Here is an 18,404-nt window from a genome sequence, read left to right as displayed (position 1 = left end):
AACTGAGCGCTTCATTCCTGTCCGGTCAGAAGTAGAAGCGGACGGCGGCGGTGACGGTTCGGCCAGGCAGAGTCTGGGCCAGGACCACGCCGCTTGCGGGCAGGGTGTCCGCCGACACATCGGTGATCGCCATTTCGTCGAACAGGTTGTTGGCGTTCAGCGAAAGCACGACCCGCTCGACCGGCCGGATCTGGAGGAAGGCGTTGACCGTCGCATAGGCCGGCAGCTTCAGCTGGTTCTGATCCTGGCTGTAGCTTTCGGTGGTGCCGACGATGCTCGCTCCGACGGTGAACAGGTCGTTCTCGTACTGCGGCATCACCTGGAAGATCACGTCCGCCTGGCGCCGCGGCGTGTTGCCGACCAGGGTCGGATCTTCGGCCTCGGTGATCTCGGCGCTGGTGACAGTCGCGCCTGCGGTCAGGCTGAGCGGTCCGCGACGAACGCCGCCTTCGAACTCCGCCCCCATGGCCTCATAGCTGCGCTGGACCAGCACCAGCTGGGTGACGCCGTTCGCACCGGGGCGGATCTGCTGATTGGTTTCGCTCACCTCCGCCCAGAAGCCGGTCACGTTCGCAAACAGCCCGTCCGTACGATACTTCAGGCCGATTTCGGCCTGGTCGACCGGATCATAGGCGGCGTCGGGCTGCACCAGGTCGCCGTCGACCGAGCTGATCGCGGGCGAGCGCAGGATCTTCTCCGCCGCCGCACGACCGCCCTGGCTGTAGCGTGCGAAGGTCGAGAAGGTCTCCGACACCCGATAGTTCGCACTGACCGAATAGGACGTGTAGTCATAGTCGTAGTCGACCGGCGTGGTCTTGGCCGCCGGGGCGAAGGCGAAGGTGCGCTCTGCCTGTGTGATGACGCCGTCGTTGTCGACGTCGATGGTTCGCACGTCGGTCATGCCGTTGGCGACGGTCGAACCGGTCACCTCGCCGCTGTCGAACCGAACGGAAGCCCCCAGGGCGAGCTTGCCGATCCGATAGTTCAGCGAGCCGTAGGGCGCGATGATGCTGTAACGGACATCGGTGCGGGAGTTTGAGCCCGCCGTCGACGGCCCAAAGAAGTTGTAGACGCCGTCCTGGGTGCGCGGCGTGCCGTTGGGATTGATGATGTCGACCAGGGCGGAGTCGCCGCCGCCGACCACGTCCTGGAAGAACGGGATGTATTGGCGGTCGTATTCCAGATCCTGTTCGGCGTTGTAGACGCCCAAGGTGGTCGTCAGTTGCCCGCCGCCGACATTCCAGACGCGACTGGCGCGCAGGTCGTTGGTGAAGTTGTTGAGGCTGTTGATGTCGGTGTGAACCAGCGTCGAGTAGGCCAGAAGGCCGTTGCCGTTCAGCGTCGTCGGGCTGGTGATCGCCTGACCGGCCTGCGGGCCGGTCGCATAGGCCAGGGTGCCGGCGCCGCCGAAGGCGAATGGCGCGAGAGCCGCCGGAACGACGGCGAGCGGGTAGTTCAGGGACTGGTCACCCGACTGGTCCGCATAACGCATATGGTCGGTGACGGTCCAACCCCGCAGGTTGAAACGCGTATGGAAACCGAGCGAACGGACGACTGCATGATTGCCGTCGTGAATGTTCACCTCGGTCAGATCGCCGTCGCCGTTGATCAACGGGATGGTGGAGATGTTGCGCGAGGTCAGGGTGTCGCGCGTGATCGAATAGTTGGGCGTGCTCGTATAGTCGGGGTCGTCATTCGTGCCCGAGACCATTAGCGGCGCGGGGCCGTAACCGATCACCGTGTCATCCAGGATCTTGCCCTCCAGGCGCACGAAACCGCCCTGGAACTCCTTGGTGATATTGGCCTTGATCTGACCGCCGTGATTGCCCTGGAAGCCCGAGTCCCGGGGGCCTTCGCCCTCGCGATAGAAGCCGCCGACGTTGAAGCGGATGCTGTCCGTCAGGTGGCCGCCGTAGTTGAAGTCGCCGCGGTAGGTGTCGTAGTCGAGGCCCGACGAGGCCTGGAACGATCCGCCTTCGACCTCCCCCGTCTGCGAGATCAGGTTGATCACCCCGCCCGGCGCATTGGACGCGAAGGTCGATGACGATCCGCCGCGGATCGACTCGATCTGGCCGATATTGAAATCGTATCGGATGAAATAGTCCGGCGTCAGCGCCAGGATGTCGCCGAACTCCAGGACCGGCAGACCGTCCTCCTGGAACTGGAGGTATTTGGCGCCGCTGCCGACCATGGGCAGGCCGCGAATAGTGTAGTTGCCGTTGACTTCACCCGTTGAAGCCTCGGCGCGGATGCCGGGAATGGTGCGAAACAGGTCGCTGATCGAATAGGCGCCGATCTTGGTGATCTCGACGTCATTGATCGAGCTGGTCGAGGTGGCGCTGTCGAGACGATCCCGCGCCTTGGCCACGCCCGTGACGACGACATCGTCGCTGACGCGCGTGCGGCTGGCTTCCCACGCCGTCTGGCGAGCCGGGCTCTGCTCCGCCTCCGCGTGAGACGATGTCGCGAAGAGAAGCGGCGCGAGCGCGACCGTGAAGTACAGGGATTTCAAGAAAGCCTCCGAAGATTGTTTTTAATTGGCTCTGCTGCAGAGCAATTGATTGATCGACGGCCGATGAACGGACCCCCCGTCAGCAACCCTCGATAATAGAACACACGACTGTTCAAGTAGTCGTAAACTTGGACTACGCATTTTTACTGACATATACAGTCAGATTTGGGCGTTTTTCACCGATCAGGCCGTCAGTGGGCTGACTTCCGAGCTAGAACTCTTGCCAGTCGTCCTCTTGGGGCCTGCTGCTCAGAGCCAGGTTTCCCCTCGTCTGCAGCGTCGAGCGCACCGGCTTCGCGACGGGAGGCGACGAGGCGGCCATATCCCGTCCAGCAGGCCTGCTTGGGGCGTTCAGGCGGAAGCGCGCCACCAGCGTTGCGAGTTCGTCGGCCTCGGTCGCCAGGATACGCGCAGCCGCGGTCGCCTCCTCGGCCATGGCCGCGTTCTGCTGGGTCATACGATCCATGCTGCCGACCGCGTCATTGACCTGCTTCAGGCTCTCCGCCTGGGTTTGAGCCCCATGGGCTATCTCGACGACAAGGGCGTTGGCGTCGCCGATCTTCGCCAAGACCCTCGCGAGCATATTACTGGTCTCTCCGACACGGTCGACGCCGAGCCTGACCTCTTCGGACGACTTGTTGATGAGGTCCTTGATATCCTTGGCGGCGTCCACGGTTCGTCTGGCGAGTTCTCGCACCTCGCCCGCGACCACGGCGAATCCTCTGCCCGCATCACCGGCGCGCGCGGCCTCTACGCCGGCGTTGAGCGCCAGAAGATTGGTCTGAAGGGCGATGGCGTCGATCATGTTGATGATCTCGCTGATCTTCTCGGATCCCGACTTGATCGCATCTATGGCGGAGATCGCCTCTTCCACGATCAAGCGCCCGTCGGTCGCGTCGCCATTGGCCTGGGTGATCACGTTGCGGGCGTCGCCCGCGCTCCGCGCGGTCTCGCCGACCATATCGGTGACCTGGTTGGTCGCCATGGTCGTTTCTTGAATACTGGACGCCTGTTGCTCGGTACGACGCGAGAGATGCTCGGATGCGGAGCAGATCTGAGTCGATCCAAGCCGAACGCTCTGAGCCGAGCCTGCAACGCTGGCGAGGCTCTCTTCCAATCCCCGAACCGTATCGTTGAAAGACTTGCGCAGCCTTTCGTATTCCGGTGCGAAGGGGGTGTCGATCAAATGGGTCAGATCGCCCGCAGCAAGGGTTTCCAGGGCGGTGTCCAAGGCCTCAACGACCTGACGTTGCGCCGCGTCGGCCACAGCCTTTTCACGGTCGGCCGCCTCCTTGGCCAGTTTCGCGGACGCCTCCGCCTGCTCGACCTCGGCCTTGGCCAGGGCGGTGTCGCGGAAAACCAGAACAGCCCGCGCCATGTCGCCAAGCTCGTCGGCGCGATCGGCGTCAACGACGATATTGTTGTCGCCCTTGGCCAGTTCTCCCATGGCGGCGGTCAATGTCGTGATGGGGCGAGCAATCATGCGGCTCAGCATCGCCGACAACGTCATAGCGATCGCGATCAGGGCGACGCCCCCGACGACCAGGGCGATGATCGCCGTAAGGATCGCGGCTTCCTGGCGCTCCAAATTCTTGACCGTCAGGGCCGCCGCGCCGTCCCGAATATCGCGCAGCGGCAGAACCGCCGCGCTTACCAGCACCTTCGAGCCTGCGTCACGCACCTCCTGCGCCGCTTCCTCACGGCGTCCCGCGCGGACCAGGGCGATCATGCGATCACCCCAGTCGGTCCGCCAGGCCAGGGTCGCCGTGCGCGACTGCTCCAGAAGGCGCTGATTTTCCGGTTCCGAAAGCATGGCCCGAAGATCGACGACCACGTGGTCATAATCGTCGCGTCCTTCATAGTAGGACTTCAGGTAGGTCTCGTCCCCAGTCACCAGAAACCCACGGAACTGGCTGTTCTGTCGGAGAATCGAGGTCTCTAGCGACATGGCCTGAGCCTCGATCGCCCGGCTGAGATTGTTGCTCTCGGTCGAGGCGCGGATCATCATGATCGTCGCGAAGAAAACCGCCATCATCACGGCCGCGGACACGCAGATCAGAACGAACGAAAGGCTCAGCTTTCGAGGAATTTTCATGGAAGACATCATGATTCAAGAGTTCCGAGAACGCTCGCCGAAGACCTCAGAACCACGCGAAACGTGATCGCCAGGCACGATGAAGTCATCAGAAAAACCCCAATTGAACGATGGCGCCGCTTTCGCCGACGCCCAGGCTTTGCGTTTAAGCGAGCGCCGCTGAAGAGATGGTTAAAACACACTCCCGTTATGCGAGAGCCGAAAAATTCTTTACTTATAAGGACCTTTACAGAGATCGCGCTTCATCGGTCGTTAATAACGTCGAATTACATTTTCAAAGCTAAGTGTGCCGGCGGGCGCTGATCGACGCCTGTGTTTCCGAAATAGAGTTCTGGTTTGTTCGAGGCTCACGCTTTGCAGTTCATGGTTCGATGATTGGTCTCGCAGCCGTCGTCCGTGAAAACGAACTGGTCCGCCAAGCCGACCGTTGCCGCGCCATGGGATCACCCTTCGTCGCCAGCGTGCTCGAAGCCGCTGACCGACAGTTGGTCCGCGCGCCCCTCACCGCCGCCAAAGTACGAAACTGGCCGGGCGACCCGGCCGCCGCCGCCGTCGCCCTGCGGATAAACGGCGCGCTGCACGCGCTCGCCAGACGGGGCGCGCCCGCCTATCTTTCCGAGTTGTATCGTCGAGAGCACGACGATTTCGACGGGGCGGTCGCGACCGCCTTCACGCAGGCGGATCAGTTCATCGCCGACTGGATACGTCACCCCACGCAGACCAACGAGGTCGCGCGAACCGCCGCGATCATGTCCGCCCTGATGGCGACGCCCGTCGCGCGCGCCATGCCGTTCGAGTTGCTGGAGCTCGGATCGAGCTGCGGCCTCAACCTGAACCTCGACCGGTACGCCTATACGCTCGGTTCGGTCACCGCCGGCGATCCCCGGTCGCTCGTGAGGATCGCGCCGGAGTGGCGCGGGCCTCCGCCTCCGGCACGTCTGGTCTCCGTCACAACGGCGCATGGCGTCGATCTTCAGCCGCTGACCGTCGCCGACCCCGCCCACCGCGAGCGCCTGCTGTCGTTTGCGTGGGCGGATCAGCCGGCCAGATCGAAACGGCTGGAGAAGGCCTTGCAGGTTGCGGCGCAGCACCCGCCCCAGGTCGATCAAGGCCACGCCGCGACCTGGCTCGCTGACCGCCTCGCCGAACCTCAGGACGCGGGGTGCTGTCGCGCCGTCGTGCATGCAATGGTGCTGCAGTATCTGAACACCGAAGAACGCAAGGAAATTGCGGCTCTGATGGCGACCGCCGGGGCCCGCGCCTCAGCCGAGCGACCGCTGGTGTGGATCGGTTTCGAGTGGACCCTCGACCGCCGCGACGTAGAGCTGCGGCTCACCTTCTGGCCGACAGGCGTCAGCACTGTCCTCGCCCGATGCCATCCCTACGGAGATTGGCTGGAATGGCTCGGCCCAGACGCGATGGCTGAAGAGTTTCACCCGGGCTTCAGGCCGGAATAATAGCCCGTTCCGCGCCTTACGGCAGCAGGGTTCCGAGTGCTTTGAAGGCGGGATCGCCAGCAGCCGAGGCGCAGGGTCCTGAGGCAGACCGATCGGTCTTCACCTCCGTCAATAGCTCCTCGCCGTGTCCATGGGCGGACATAAGGAACCGGGCGGGCGAAGGCTTGTTGGTTGTCCCTCAAGACAAAGGAAACCGCATGCTGGCGATGGATTACAGAGGGCCGCGACGGGTCAGGATCGAACACAAACCGATGCCGGTGATCCAGCATCCGCGCGACGCCGTGGTGCGTGTGACGCGGTCCTGCATCTGCGGTTCGGACCTGCATCTCTATCACGGCATGGTGCCCGACACCCGGGTCGGCATGACCTTCGGCCACGAGTTCTGCGGCGTGGTCGAGGAGGTCGGGCCTGAGGTCGAAAACCTGAAGCGAGGCGACCGGGTGTTGGTGCCCTTCAACATCGCCTGCGGCCAGTGTCACTTCTGCAAACAGGGGCTGTTCGGCAACTGTCATGAAGCCAACCCTCAGTCCACAGCGGTCGGCGGCATCTTCGGCTATTCTCATACGGCGGGCGGCTATGACGGTGGTCAGGCGGAGTATGTGCGCGTTCCCTATGCCGACTTTGGCCCGACGCGGATTCCCGACTGGATGGATCCCGATGATGCTGTCCTGCTGACCGATGTCGTCCCCACCGGCTACCAGGCGGCGGAGATGGGCGGCATCCAGAAGGGCGACACGGTGGTGGTGTTCGGCGCCGGACCCGTGGGCCTGATGGCGGCGCGCTGCGCCTGGCTGTTCGGCGCAGGGCGGGTGATCGTCATCGATCACGTCGAGTACCGGCTGGAGTTCGCCCGCACCTATTGCCCGGCAGAGGTCTATGATTTCCGCGAAATCGGCGATCCGGTCGTCTTCCTGAAGAAGATCACCGAGATCGGCGCCGACGTCTGTATCGACGCGGTCGGCGCCGACGCCTCCGGCAACGCCTGGCACACGCTGTTCGGCAAGAAGCTGAAACTGGAGGCTGGCAATGCGACCCCACTCGCCTGGGCCATCAACTCGGTAAAGAAAGGCGGGGTGGTGTCGATCGTCGGGGTCTATGGCCCCACCGGCAACATGATCCCCATCGGCAATGTCGTGAACAAGGGCGTCACGCTCCGGGCCAATCAGGCCTCGGTGAAACGGCTTCTGCCTCGCCTGGTTGACCATGTGCAGGCGGGCCGGATCGATCCCAAGGGACTGATCACCCACCGTGTGCCCCTGGAGGACGTTGCAGAGGCCTATCACCTGTTCTCCTCCAAGTTGGACGGCTGCATCAAGCCCATCCTGATCCCCAATGCTGCGTGATCGGAACCCCATGACACAGAGCGAAAAGGCAACCGCCGCGGCAGACGAGGCTCCGACTGCCTCCTATCCGCTGATCGACGCTAAAACGGTGGTCGGCTGGGGCGTGGACGCCGATCCTGAAAACGATCCGACCTGGCCAATCCGGGACCGCAGCCGCGACGACGGTCCCGGCGCCAACTGGACGCCGCCAAGCGCCCAGGTCGCTGGCGTCGAAATCCTGCAGTCGGTGGAGTACGGCCGCCGGCCTGCAGTGGTCGGTGAATCGACGCCGCCCGCCGGTCTGTCCGGCCTGATGCGCCGCGCCGCCTTCCGCTTCAGCGAAGGCCAGTGGGGCCACTGGCTGCTGCTGATGGGCGCCGACCGTGTGAATACGGTTGAAGGCCTGTTTCAGGACGTCGGACGTGGCCGAATACCCAATCCGCTCGTCGAAATGGGGTTCGTCAAATACGAGCGCCGACACGAAGCGGCTCTGGCGACAGCGGCCGTTATGGGGATCGCGGTGGCGGGCGTCGTGCTGCTGAACCGTCGGCGCCGTCACCTTTCCCTTTAACCCCTTCAGAAGCGAGAGACGCCATGCATCCCGAACCTACGAAGACGCGCTCGATCTCGAAGACATGTCCGATGAGGCTCAGGAAGAGGCGGCGCGTCAACGCGAGGAATTAGGGCGCTGAACCTATTTCCCAGCAATATCCGGATCATGATCAACACTCCCCGCCACTGCGTCCGTTGATGGAACATTGCCGCCTCTCTTCCCCTCCGCTCCCTATGGCGGGTTTCGTTCATAGGAACGCGGGGTGCGTCCCCGCATTTCGGGTTTTGCTGGATGGAGCCGCCAATGCCCCTGCTGTTTATCGCCCGGACAATCACGGGCCTTCTATCGCTGCTGATCCTTGGAACTGCGATCTACTTAGGGTGGTCCTGGTGGGTCGGCGAGACCGCCGCAGCGCCCGACGGCGAGTGGATAAGGGTCCGCGAGGACTGGCGCCTGTGGCTCGCCCTGGGTCTCCTCCTCTGGTCTTTTGGAGGACGTCTTGTGCTGCCGTTCATCCTTGCGAAGACCGATGGCGTGACGCCGCAGGGGTTCCCCCGCGCGGAAAGCCAACTGACCAGTCCTACCGGAGCCCGTCTCTACGTTGAGAAAGAAGGAGAGGATGGACCCACGATCCTGCTGACACACGGGTGGGGACTCGACAGCACCATCTGGTCCACGAGCCGGTCAGAGCTTGGTCGGCTTCGATCGCTGCAGCCCCACCGCCTTCTGGTTTGGGATCTACCGGGTCTCGGAAAATCGAAGACCCAACCGGGCTGCATAGGCCCTGACGCCTTTGCGAAAGAACTCGCCTTCCTGCTTGAGGAAGCAACCGAGGGGCCGGTCATTCTCGTGGGCCACAGCATCGGCGGCATGACCATGCAGAGCCTAATACGTCAGCGCCCCGACCTTTTCGGAAGTCGCGTGGTCGGCGTGGTGCTCCTCAATACCACCTATACCAATCCGCTGCGGACGATGATCCTAAGTCGGCTGGCGCTGGCGCTGCGCCGACCGCTCCTGGAGCCTTTGATGCACCTTATGATCTGGCTGCAGCCGCTTGCATGGCTATGCGCCTGGCAGAGCTATCTCAGCGGATCGGCCCACCTCGCAAACCGCATCGGCTTCGGGCCCGACGTGACGCGGGCACAACTCGACCATGTGTCGCTCCTTGTGACCCGCAACTCGCCGGGGGTCCAGGCGCGAGGCAATCTGGCGATGTTCCGCTGGGATGCAAGTGGAGCGATCTCAGCAGCCGCCTGTCCCACTCTCATAATAGGCGGCGAGCTTGACTTGGTGACGAAACTGGAAGCCAGCGAGGCCATCGCCTCGCAGGGCCGCTCAGCTCGCCTTTGCGCCGTGCCCCGGGCGAACCACATGGGCTTCCTCGAGCAGGCCAACGCCTATCATTCAGAAATACTCCAGTTCGCGCGAGCCCTAGCGATGCGGGATTCCCCCAAAGCCCCTCTGCCTTGACCCGAAAAAGCGCGTAGGACTCGGAGCTACGCCAGAGACACGACACAGTCCTGAAAACCTGCGGCGACCCTGTCGCAGGCCGTTTCTGCGGAAAGACGGGTTTTACCTCTGCAGCTTCTCGCCGCCAGCGCTAGCGCCGTGGCTTTGCGACACAGGGCAACCGCTCCCTACGGAGGACGTTGCCTCTTGTCACCGCGCCGCGATACGGCGCCCGACAAGCTACGATTCAGGAAGAGCGCATGAGCGACGATCGCACCTCCATTCATCTGAACCTCTCACCGCGCGAGGACCTCGAGGGCGTCAAGGCCATCAGCGGTCGCGCCTCGGCCGTCATCGCCAACCGTCCGTATCAGAACTGGTCGGATCTCCGGCGCGCGGGCCTTTCCAGCGACGACATCGATCGCATCAAGGCCAGCGGCGTCGGCCTCGGCGAGGCGGCCGAAGGCCCCATCGGCGAACCCGGCAGCGGCGGCAGCGCGGAAAAAGCCAGCGGCAACCTCGGTCGAGCCTGAGCGGTTCCCCGCCCGCCTTGGACGCCCTACCCATGCTGAGTGGCGCGCACGCCTTCATCCAGCCCTTCGCGGTGGTTCTCGAACTGATCGGCGCCGGAATCATCATCGGCGGCGTTCTGATCTCGACCGTTCTGTTCTTCATCGTCGGGCAGCGCGGGGGGGACTGGCGTGACGCTTACACCCGCTATCGCGCCAACCTCGGGCGCGGCATCCTGCTGGGTCTCGAGTTGCTCGTCGGCGCCGACATCATCAGCACCATCACGGCGCCGCTGACATTGGAGACCGTCGGTCTACTGGGGCTCGTCGTGCTGATCCGTACCTTCCTCAGCTTCTCGCTAGAGACTGAGATCGAAGGGGCTTGGCCCTGGCGCCGGGCGGAGGTGCAGGGCGACCGCAGTGAGGATCGGCGCTGATCTTCGCCCAGGAAGGCGATGTCGCTGTTAAGCGCAGGAATCGTGACAATCGGCGCGGCCTTGGGCGTGCAACGCCAACTGAAGGTCGCCGCCGGATGAAAACTCAGGGGCAGGTCACGGGGTCAGCGCTTGAAGTCGGATCCTTGTCGGCGAGCAACATCATGATCCTTTGTGCGAACCATCATCGTCAGATGCATTACGGGACAATCGAGCTTGAGCGGGACGAACAAGAGTTCATCGTCAAGCTCGACGGCGAAGCTGTCCGGATCAAACGGTTCGCCATCTAGCGCTGGCTTCGTCCCGCCAAGGCGGGGGTGAGCGAAACTGCCTATCCTGCCACCGGGGTCTGGCTATTCTCGCACATGAGCAAATAGGGCGTGAACCGACATGAGCGACATTAAGCTATTCCGCATCAGTCAGGCGTCTGTGGCTGAGTTGCCGACACAGAGTCCCCAAGTTGAGAAATCCCTTCAGAACCTTTTCGAGACCAATCTCGAAGCCCTTCTAGGTGTCCGGTTCCTGGCGTCGGAATACAGCACGGGCCCGGTCCACGGCGGACGCATCGACACCCTTGGGATCGACGAGGACGGAAGCCCAGTCATCATCGAGTACAAGCGGTCGGTGAACGAGAACGTCATCAATCAGGGCCTGTTCTATCTCGACTGGCTGATGGACCATAAGAAGGATTTCCTCTGGCTCGTCATGGACAAGCTGGGCAAGGAATCAGCCGACAAGGTTGAGTGGGGCACCCCCCGCTTGATCTGCATCGCGGGTGACTTCACCCGATATGACGGACACGCCGTGAAGCAGATCAACCGCAGCATCGAGCTCATGCGGTATCGGCGGTTCTCGGACGACATGCTCATGATCGAGCTGATTCACACGCCCCGTATCGCCGCGCGTACGCCAACTATCCTAGACACGACATCAGCGGACGCCGCGGTGCCGACGAAGGGCGGGAAGGATCCCTATCTCAGCTCCCGTATCGACTACCGGCTCAGCAACTCGACCGGCGAGCTTCGAGATCTTTGGGATGCAACCAGCAGCTTCTTGATGGGGCTGGGCGACGAAGTCCAGATGAAGGAACTGAAATTCTATTATGCATTCAAGCGCATCAAGAACTTCGTCTGCCTCGAGCTTTACCCCAGCGCCAAGACAGTTGCGGCCTACGTGAGGGTCAATCCCGATACAGTGTCGCTTGAGGCGGGCTTCACACGCGACGTTCGCAAGATCGGGCATTTCGGGACGGGCGACCTTGAGATCACTATGCGAAATATCGACGACCTAGCGAAGGCGCAGCCGCTTTTCCAGCGCGCCTACGAGGGCGGCTGACCGAATGCTCCGATGCGAACAACGGTTCGTTGCGAAGGATAAGTTGGTTGTCGATTTCCATATTGCGGGGTCTGATTTCCCGATCTGCTGCCCAAGAAGTCTCTCTCAGCTCACCGCGCGCGAACAGGCCTGAAACGCTCTGAACATCGCTGAAAAGCAAAATTCAGGCACAAATCAGTTGGGGGGCGCGATGGTGGGCGAACCCCTAAAAGATCCGAAAAACTGTTTAAAAACAATACGTGTGGCGGACAGAGAGGGATTCGAACCCTCGGTAGGCTTTCACCTACACACGCTTTCCAAGCGTGCGCGATCGACCACTCCGCCACCTGTCCGTTCCACGCCACGTCGTGCGCGCCGCCGGAGGTCGATCCGGCGGGAGGCGGGCCTGATAGAACACCATGGCCCCCTCGGCAAGCGCCTCTGACGTCCCCATATAGGGGCCGAAGTCATTTTCCTCCGGAGACCCCGCGAATGTTGTTCAAGAAAAGCGCCGAACTGCCCACCGCCGAGACCGCCCTGCCCGGCCGCGCCGAACCTCTGGCGACCGACGAGACCCACTATGTCAGCGGCCATCCGTTGAAGGGCCCATACCCGGACGGGTTCGAGACGGCGATCTTCGGCATGGGCTGTTTCTGGGGTGTGGAGCGGATCTTCTGGAGCCTGCCGGGCGTCTGGGTCACTTCGGCCGGCTATTCCGGCGGCATCACCCCCAACCCCACCTATGAAGAGACCTGCACCGGCCGCACGGGCCATACCGAGGTGGTCAAGGTGGTGTTCGATCCGAAGGTCATCTCCTATGCCGAACTGCTGAAAGCTTTCTGGGAGAACCACGACCCGACCCAGGGCATGCGCCAGGGCAATGACGTGGGCACCACCTATCGCTCGGCCGTCTATACGCTGAACGACGACCAGCAGCGCGAGGCGGAAGCGTCGCGCGACGCCTATCAGGCGGCCCTGACCCAGGCTGGGCGCGGAATGATCACGACCGAGATCGAACCGGCCGGCGAATACTTCTACGCCGAGGGCTACCATCAGGGCTATCTGGCCAAGAATCCGGCCGGCTACTGCGGCATCGGCGGGACCGGGGTGGTCTGCCCCATCGGGATCGGCGTCGAGGCCTGAGCGGGCGAAATGTCCGAGGCCGTCGGCTTTGCGCCGGCGGCCGACAGGCGTAGGGAACGGCGAAAACGTCCAGGGAGCTTCGTCCATGACCGCCTTCGTCCATCCCGACGAGATACGCAGCCGCTTCTCGGCCGCCCTGTCCGCCATGTATCGGGCCGAGGTGCCGCAATACGGCGAACTGCTGACCCTGGTCGCCGACATCAACGCCCGGACGCTGAAGGCAGACCCGACGACGGCGGATCGGCTGGCGGCCTCGGGCGAGCTGGGGCGGCTGTCGCAGGAACGGCATGGCGCCATCCGGGTCGGCACGGCCGACGAACTGGCCACCATCGCCCGCGCCTTCGCCGTCATGGGCATGGTTCCGGTCAGCTATTACAATCTGGCGCCGGCCGGGGTGCCGGTCCATTCGACCGCCTTCCGCCCCGTCGATCCGGCGGCCCTGGCGCGCAATCCGTTCCGGGTCTTCTGCTCCCTGCTGCGGCTGGAGCTGATCGAGGACGAGAGCCTGCGTCAGGAGGCCGCCGCCGCCCTGGCGCGGCGCGACATCTTCACCCCCGAGGCGCGCGTCCTGATCGAGACGGCCGAAACCGACGGCGGACTGGACGCGGACCAGGCCGACCGGTTCGTGTCCGAACTGCTGGAGACCTTCCGCTGGCACGCCGAGGCCACGGTCAGCGCGGAGACCTATGAGCGGCTGGTCGCGGCCCACCGGCTGATCGCCGACGTGGTCAGTTTCAAGGGGCCGCACATCAACCATCTGACGCCGCGCACCATGGATATCGACGCCGCCCAGGCCGCCATGCCCGAACGCGGCATCGTCCCCAAGGAGACGATCGAGGGGCCGCCCGCCCGCGCCTGCCCCATCCTGCTGCGCCAGACCAGTTTCAAGGCCCTGCAGGAGGCCGTCGCCTTCCCGTCGCAGGACGGCGGCGCGGTGTCGGGCGTCCACACCGCCCGGTTCGGCGAGATCGAACAGCGCGGCTGCGCCCTGACCCCGACCGGCCGCGCCCTCTATGACGCCGCCCTGGCGACGAAGGACTTCTCGGCCCTGCCCGACGACTGGACGGCGTTGCGGCGCGACGGCCTGGCCTGGTTCCGCTATCGCCCCACGCCCCAGGGCTTGGCCGCCCGCGCCGAGACGACGGATCTGGCGGCCCTGATCGGCCTGGGTCATGTGGTCGCGGAGCCGATCACCTACGAGGACTTCCTGCCGGTCAGCGCGGCCGGCATCTTCCAGTCCAACCTGGGCGCCGAGGCCCGCGGCGCCGCCTATGCCGTGGACCCGGCCCGGTCCGACTTCGAACTGGCCCTGGGTCGGTCGGTTCTGGACGAAATGGCCCTGTACCAGGCCGAACAGGACGCTTCGGTCGCCGCGACGCTGAAGGCGCTGGGGCTGACCACGGCGGCGGCCTGAAATCGTTTCGTTGCTCTCGATTCCGAAGAGGCGGATCAGGCGAACAGTCCAGAGACGATCAGCCATATTGCCTGACGCCGCCGTCCGGATCATAGACGCGGTCGTGCCCCCCTCCGCCCCCTCGTCCACGCGCCGTCATGATCTGGACTGGATCCGGGTGGGCGCCTTCGGCCTGCTAATCCTGTATCACGTCGGCCTGGTCTACGGGGTCTACGGCTGGCACGTGCATAGCGTCCACACCTTCGGGTGGATGCGCGAAGCCATATTGATCACCAATCCCTGGCGGCTGACCTTGCTGTTCCTGGTGTCCGGGGCGGCCCTGCGGTTCATGACCTTCCGCCGCACTCCGCGCGAGGTGGCGCGGGCCCGGTTCGCCCGCCTGGTCCCGCCCCTGCTGTTCGGCGCCGTGGTTCTGGTGCCAATCCAGTCCTGGATCGAGGCGATGGACAAGGGCGGCTGGCCGAACGGCCTATCGGGCTATCTCGCCTGGATGGCGCACGAGTTCGGCTGGAGCGGCCTGGCCGACGGGGTGCCGGTCAATCACTTGTGGTTCATCGTCTATATCGCCGCCTACAGTCTCGTGACCGTGCTGCTGTGGCGCCGGCCGGGCCTGATCGACCGGATCGGAAGCTGGCTGGAGACGAGGCTGACGGGACGACGCGTCCTGATCCTGCCGATCCTTTATCTGATCGCCATCCGCGTCCTGCTCTATCCCTGGTTCGGGGTGACAAATGTCCTGCACGCGGACTGGTACAATCACGCCCTGTCGTTGGGCGCCTTCCTGTTCGGTTTCTGCATCGTCGGGCGCGAGACGATCTGGCGCGATATCGAGCGGTATCGCTGGGTCGCCTTGGGCCTGGCCGCCGTCGCTCTGCCGATCATGATGGCCCAGGTCTGGCATCCGGGCGGCCGGGCCTTCTGGGGCGTGCCCAAGGCCATGGTCTATGGGCTGGACCAATGGGCGGTGATCGTCGCCATCCTCGGCTTCGGCAGCCGATATCTGCGGTCGCGCGGCGGCCCTGTCCTGACCTATCTGACCGAGGCGACCTTCCCCCTCTATCTGGCGCACCAGACGGTTCTGGTCGCCGCCGTCTGGATCATCCGCCCCGCACATCTGCCGGTGGGGCTGGAGGTCCTGTCGCTGATCCTGATCACCTTCCTGGGCAGTCTGGCGATTTTCGAGGTCGTAAAACGCATCCCGGCCATCCGTCCGCTGTGGGGATTGAAGCCGCTGAACGGCCGACCCTGGCCGCTGGATCTTCAGGCCCTGCGCCGGCCGAGCCCCCTTTATCACCGTCGCCGACGGCTGCTGGCGGTCGGGGTGGCGGCGCCCCTGCTGGCCCTGACGGTCGTGGCCGCCGCCATCGCGGCCTATCCTGGTTTCGACAACGCTACCCAGTATCTGAGTGAACTGGGCGGGGCGACGGCGCGGGCGCCGGTCATCTTCAACGGCGGGGTCTTCGTCGCCGGGATCATGGCGGCCTTGGCGGGCATTGGTTTCGGCCTGGCGGTCTATGCCCTGACCAATGCGCGGATCGCCGCCGCCGTGATCGCCGTGGTCTTCATTCTGGCCGGGGCGGGCATGTCTGCCTCGACCCTCTATCCTTGGCCGGACCCGCGCCACATGGTCATCAACCTGGCCCTGGGCATTCAGTTGGCGCCGCTCCTGCTGCTGTGGGGTCTGGCCTCGCGCCGGGACGTGCCGCGGCTGAAGATATTCCTCGCCGTCACCTTCGTCATAATGGCGATACTGACCATTGTTACAAAACACTTGGTCTTTCCGGGTACGGTCAATGACGCCAACGTGGGCTGGTGGGAACGCGCCTACGCCCTGGTGTTGGTTTGCTGGGTAGGGGTTGCAGCTTGGCTTTTGGACCGTAAACTGCTGCGTATCGCGCCGAAGTCGCCGTCTGACGGGGTTTCCGGACCCGATACGGCTGAGCCTGGTTAAAGATCCCTGATATTTTTCACTCGTATCAACATTGCGTGATTGAAAATCGCGCGAATGTGATCGACTATAGGGGTCGTGCTGCAGTGCAGCGCGCCACGGCTTCCCTGCCTTCGGGAATGCGGTCGGTTAACACGGGGGCGTCCAGAGCGGCATGAACAAGCTGGCGATCCGGCCTGTCGAACAGGCTGAAATCGAGACGAACAACCAGACGGCCCCGGATTCGGTCCATGGCCCGGCCTGGTCCTGGCTGCCCGACGAAGCGCGTCTGGCCATGCCGGTCCAGTCGCTGGCCGCGCCCGACTCGGTCGCCGACACGACGCCGGCGACCTCGCCGCACGGCGTGGCCCTGCGTCGCCTGATGCTGCTGGCCGGCACCGTGGCGCTGACCAGCCTGTCGGCCATCACCCCCTTCTACCTCTACGCCCGCAAGGGCTGGGACCCGACCGAGATGCTGGCCTTCGGCATCTTCATGGTGCTGATCACCGCCATCTCCTGCTGGTTCGTCAGCGGCCTGATGGGCCTGTTCGTGATGATGCGCGACAAGGACCAGGCGGACCTGGCCTTCGCGCCCCGCCCGTCCCTGCCGAAGACCCGCACCGCCCTGCTGATGCCGCTGTACAACGAGGACGCCCGCGCCTCCTTCGCGCGTCTGGCCATGATCGACGCGTCCCTGGCCCGTCTGGGCGCCTCGGCCGCCTTCGACATCTTTGTGCTGAGCGACTCGACCAAGGACGCGGCGGCCGCCGCCGAACGTTCGGTCTTCCAAGCCTTCCGCCTGGCCGCCAATTCGCACGCCTTCTATCGCCGCCGTTCGAACAATGTCGAACGCAAGGCCGGCAATCTGGCCGAATGGGTCCGTCGTTTCGGCGGCGCCTATGAGAACATGATCGTGCTGGACGCCGACAGCACCATGGCCGGCGAGACCCTGCTGCGCATGGTCGACGCCATGGAGCGCAATCCCGGCGTTGGCCTGATCCAGACCGCGCCGGTCATCATCAAGGCCCGCACCATCTTCGCCCGCGTGTCGCAATATTCGGTGCGCCTGTACGGCCGCGTCGCCGCTGCCGGGCTTGCCTACTGGACCGGTTCGGAATCCAGCTACTGGGGCCACAACGCCATCATCCGCACGCGCGCCTTCGCCGCCTGCTGCGGTCTGCCGCACCTGAAGGGGCGCAAGCCTTTCGGCGGCCATATCATGAGCCACGACGTGGTCGAAGCCGCCCTGATGCGCCGCGCCGGCTGGGCCGTGCACGTCACCGCCGCCCTGGACGGATCCTGGGAAGAGACCCCGCCGTCCATCACCGACTTCATCCGCCGCGACCACCGCTGGTTCCAGGGCAATCTGCAGCACCTGGGCCTGATCGGCGCCAAGGGCCTGTCGCCGATGAGCCGCCTGCAGCTGGCCATGGGCTGCATGGCCTATCTGTCCTCGCCCCTGTGGTTGGCGTCGCTGATGGTCGGCCTGTTCATCCAGATGTTCTATCCGGTCGACTGGACCAGCTTCTTCTACATCCTGAACCCCCAGTTCACCCCCTTCATGCTGGCCTCCTTCCTGTCGGGCGTGCTGCTGATCGGGCCCAAGTTCATGGGCGCCGCCCTGGTCCTCAGCCGTCCGGCCGAGCTGCGGGCCTTCGGCGGGCGTCGCGCCATCGCCAAGGGCATGGCGGCCGAGATCGCCCTGTCGGCCATCCTGGCCCCCATACTGATGGTCGCCAACACCAAGGCCTTCATCCTGATCGTCTCGGGCCACGACACCGGTTGGACCACCCAGCAGCGCGAGGCCGACGGCCTGGCCTGGTCCGACGCCCTGCGCGCCATGCGCTGGCAGATGATCGCCGGCGTCGGTTTCATCATCCCCCTGTGCGTCCGTCCCGACTTGGCCACCTGGTTCGCCCCGATCGTTCTGCCGCTGCTGCTGGCCGCTCCGATCGCGGTTTGGACCTCGCGCGTCCGCTCCGGCGACGCCCTGGCCGCCAAGGGCTTCCTGGTCACTCCCATCCAGGACGGCGTCAGCGTCAATCCCGCCGTCCTGCACACGCCGCGCTCGCCGCTGCGGGCGGTCGCCGGCGGCGTCCTGGCCCCCGTCGCCGCTCCGGCCATGGTGCCGGCCCGCGCCCCCGAACTCTGAGCCGAAGCCTCGGTCGAGGCTTTATGCCCGCGAAAACCGATGCATGGCGGTCACAGCGCCGCCATAACCGCTACGGTCAAGCTCGACGTGCGCGGGAACAAGGATCATTTTCGATCCTCAGCC

15 protein-coding genes and 1 tRNA gene are annotated in these 18,404 nt (G+C 64.4%); 13 read left to right on the top strand and 3 right to left on the bottom strand.

Annotation, left to right across the window (positions count from 1 at the left end):
- Nucleotides 1-25 precede the first annotated feature (25 nt).
- Nucleotides 26-2,512, bottom strand: a complete 2,487-nt coding sequence (locus H2037_RS04005; RefSeq protein WP_292118000.1) for a TonB-dependent receptor — start codon at nt 2,510-2,512, stop codon at nt 26-28.
- Between the two features lie 211 nt (nt 2,513-2,723).
- A complete protein-coding gene (locus tag H2037_RS04000) occupies nt 2,724-4,517 on the bottom strand; it encodes a methyl-accepting chemotaxis protein (protein WP_292118219.1) in 1,794 nt (597 codons plus the stop codon).
- A 1-nt stretch (nt 4,518) separates the two neighbouring features.
- On the opposite strand from H2037_RS04000, the gene H2037_RS03995 reads away from it, so the two are divergent.
- The 9 genes from H2037_RS03995 (at nt 4,519) to H2037_RS03955 (ending at nt 11,666) form a co-directional block, all read left to right on the top strand.
- Nucleotides 4,519-4,674, top strand: coding sequence for a hypothetical protein (locus H2037_RS03995; RefSeq protein WP_292118232.1), 156 nt, complete (start codon nt 4,519-4,521; stop codon nt 4,672-4,674).
- Nucleotides 4,675-4,978: 304 nt separating this feature from the next.
- Nucleotides 4,979-6,064, top strand: a complete 1,086-nt coding sequence (locus H2037_RS03990) for a DUF2332 family protein (RefSeq protein ID WP_292117997.1) — start codon at nt 4,979-4,981, stop codon at nt 6,062-6,064.
- A 197-nt stretch (nt 6,065-6,261) separates the two neighbouring features.
- A complete protein-coding gene (locus tag H2037_RS03985) occupies nt 6,262-7,407 on the top strand; it encodes a zinc-dependent alcohol dehydrogenase (RefSeq protein WP_292117995.1) in 1,146 nt (381 codons plus the stop codon).
- A gap of 10 nt (nt 7,408-7,417) precedes the next feature.
- Nucleotides 7,418-7,957 carry a hypothetical protein gene (locus H2037_RS03980; protein ID WP_292117994.1) on the top strand — a complete coding sequence of 180 codons (540 nt, stop codon included), beginning with the start codon at nt 7,418-7,420 and terminating at the stop codon, nt 7,955-7,957.
- A gap of 285 nt (nt 7,958-8,242) precedes the next feature.
- Nucleotides 8,243-9,409, top strand: a complete 1,167-nt coding sequence (locus H2037_RS03975) for an alpha/beta hydrolase (protein ID WP_292117993.1) — start codon at nt 8,243-8,245, stop codon at nt 9,407-9,409.
- Nucleotides 9,410-9,648: 239 nt separating this feature from the next.
- On the top strand, nt 9,649-9,921 hold the full coding sequence (locus tag H2037_RS03970; RefSeq protein WP_292117990.1) for a hypothetical protein: 273 nt from the start codon (nt 9,649-9,651) through the stop codon (nt 9,919-9,921).
- A gap of 32 nt (nt 9,922-9,953) precedes the next feature.
- The gene (locus H2037_RS03965) at nt 9,954-10,334 is read left to right on the top strand and encodes a DUF1622 domain-containing protein (protein WP_292117988.1); all 381 of its coding nucleotides are present in this window, start codon (nt 9,954-9,956) and stop codon (nt 10,332-10,334) included.
- Nucleotides 10,335-10,429: 95 nt separating this feature from the next.
- Nucleotides 10,430-10,621: a hypothetical protein gene (locus H2037_RS03960; RefSeq protein WP_292117985.1), complete on the top strand. Its 192-nt coding sequence runs from the start codon at nt 10,430-10,432 to the stop codon at nt 10,619-10,621.
- A 100-nt stretch (nt 10,622-10,721) separates the two neighbouring features.
- Nucleotides 10,722-11,666, top strand: coding sequence for a DUF5655 domain-containing protein (locus H2037_RS03955; RefSeq protein ID WP_292117982.1), 945 nt, complete (start codon nt 10,722-10,724; stop codon nt 11,664-11,666).
- A gap of 242 nt (nt 11,667-11,908) precedes the next feature.
- On the opposite strand, the gene H2037_RS03950 is transcribed toward H2037_RS03955, so the two are convergent.
- Nucleotides 11,909-11,998: transfer RNA gene (locus tag H2037_RS03950), tRNA-Ser, on the bottom strand.
- Between the two features lie 139 nt (nt 11,999-12,137).
- Here H2037_RS03950 and msrA point away from each other — a divergent pair.
- The 4 genes from msrA (at nt 12,138) to mdoH (ending at nt 18,281) form a co-directional block, all read left to right on the top strand.
- Nucleotides 12,138-12,788: a peptide-methionine (S)-S-oxide reductase MsrA gene (msrA, locus tag H2037_RS03945; protein WP_292117980.1), complete on the top strand. Its 651-nt coding sequence runs from the start codon at nt 12,138-12,140 to the stop codon at nt 12,786-12,788.
- A gap of 85 nt (nt 12,789-12,873) precedes the next feature.
- Entirely contained in the window at nt 12,874-14,202 is a 1,329-nt protein-coding gene (locus H2037_RS03940; protein ID WP_292117978.1) for a VOC family protein, read from the top strand.
- Between the two features lie 67 nt (nt 14,203-14,269).
- Entirely contained in the window at nt 14,270-16,153 is a 1,884-nt protein-coding gene (locus H2037_RS03935; protein ID WP_292117976.1) for an acyltransferase family protein, read from the top strand.
- Nucleotides 16,154-16,304: 151 nt separating this feature from the next.
- The gene (mdoH, locus tag H2037_RS03930; protein WP_292117973.1) at nt 16,305-18,281 is read left to right on the top strand and encodes a glucans biosynthesis glucosyltransferase MdoH; all 1,977 of its coding nucleotides are present in this window, start codon (nt 16,305-16,307) and stop codon (nt 18,279-18,281) included.
- Nucleotides 18,282-18,404: the final 123 nt, after the last annotated feature.

The sequence above is a fragment of the Brevundimonas sp. genome, assembly GCF_013912065.1.
Taxonomy (GTDB): Bacteria; Pseudomonadota; Alphaproteobacteria; order Caulobacterales; family Caulobacteraceae; genus Brevundimonas.
The sequence above is the reverse complement of the archived record's forward strand: the minus strand, read 5'-3'. Positions and strand labels throughout refer to the sequence as shown.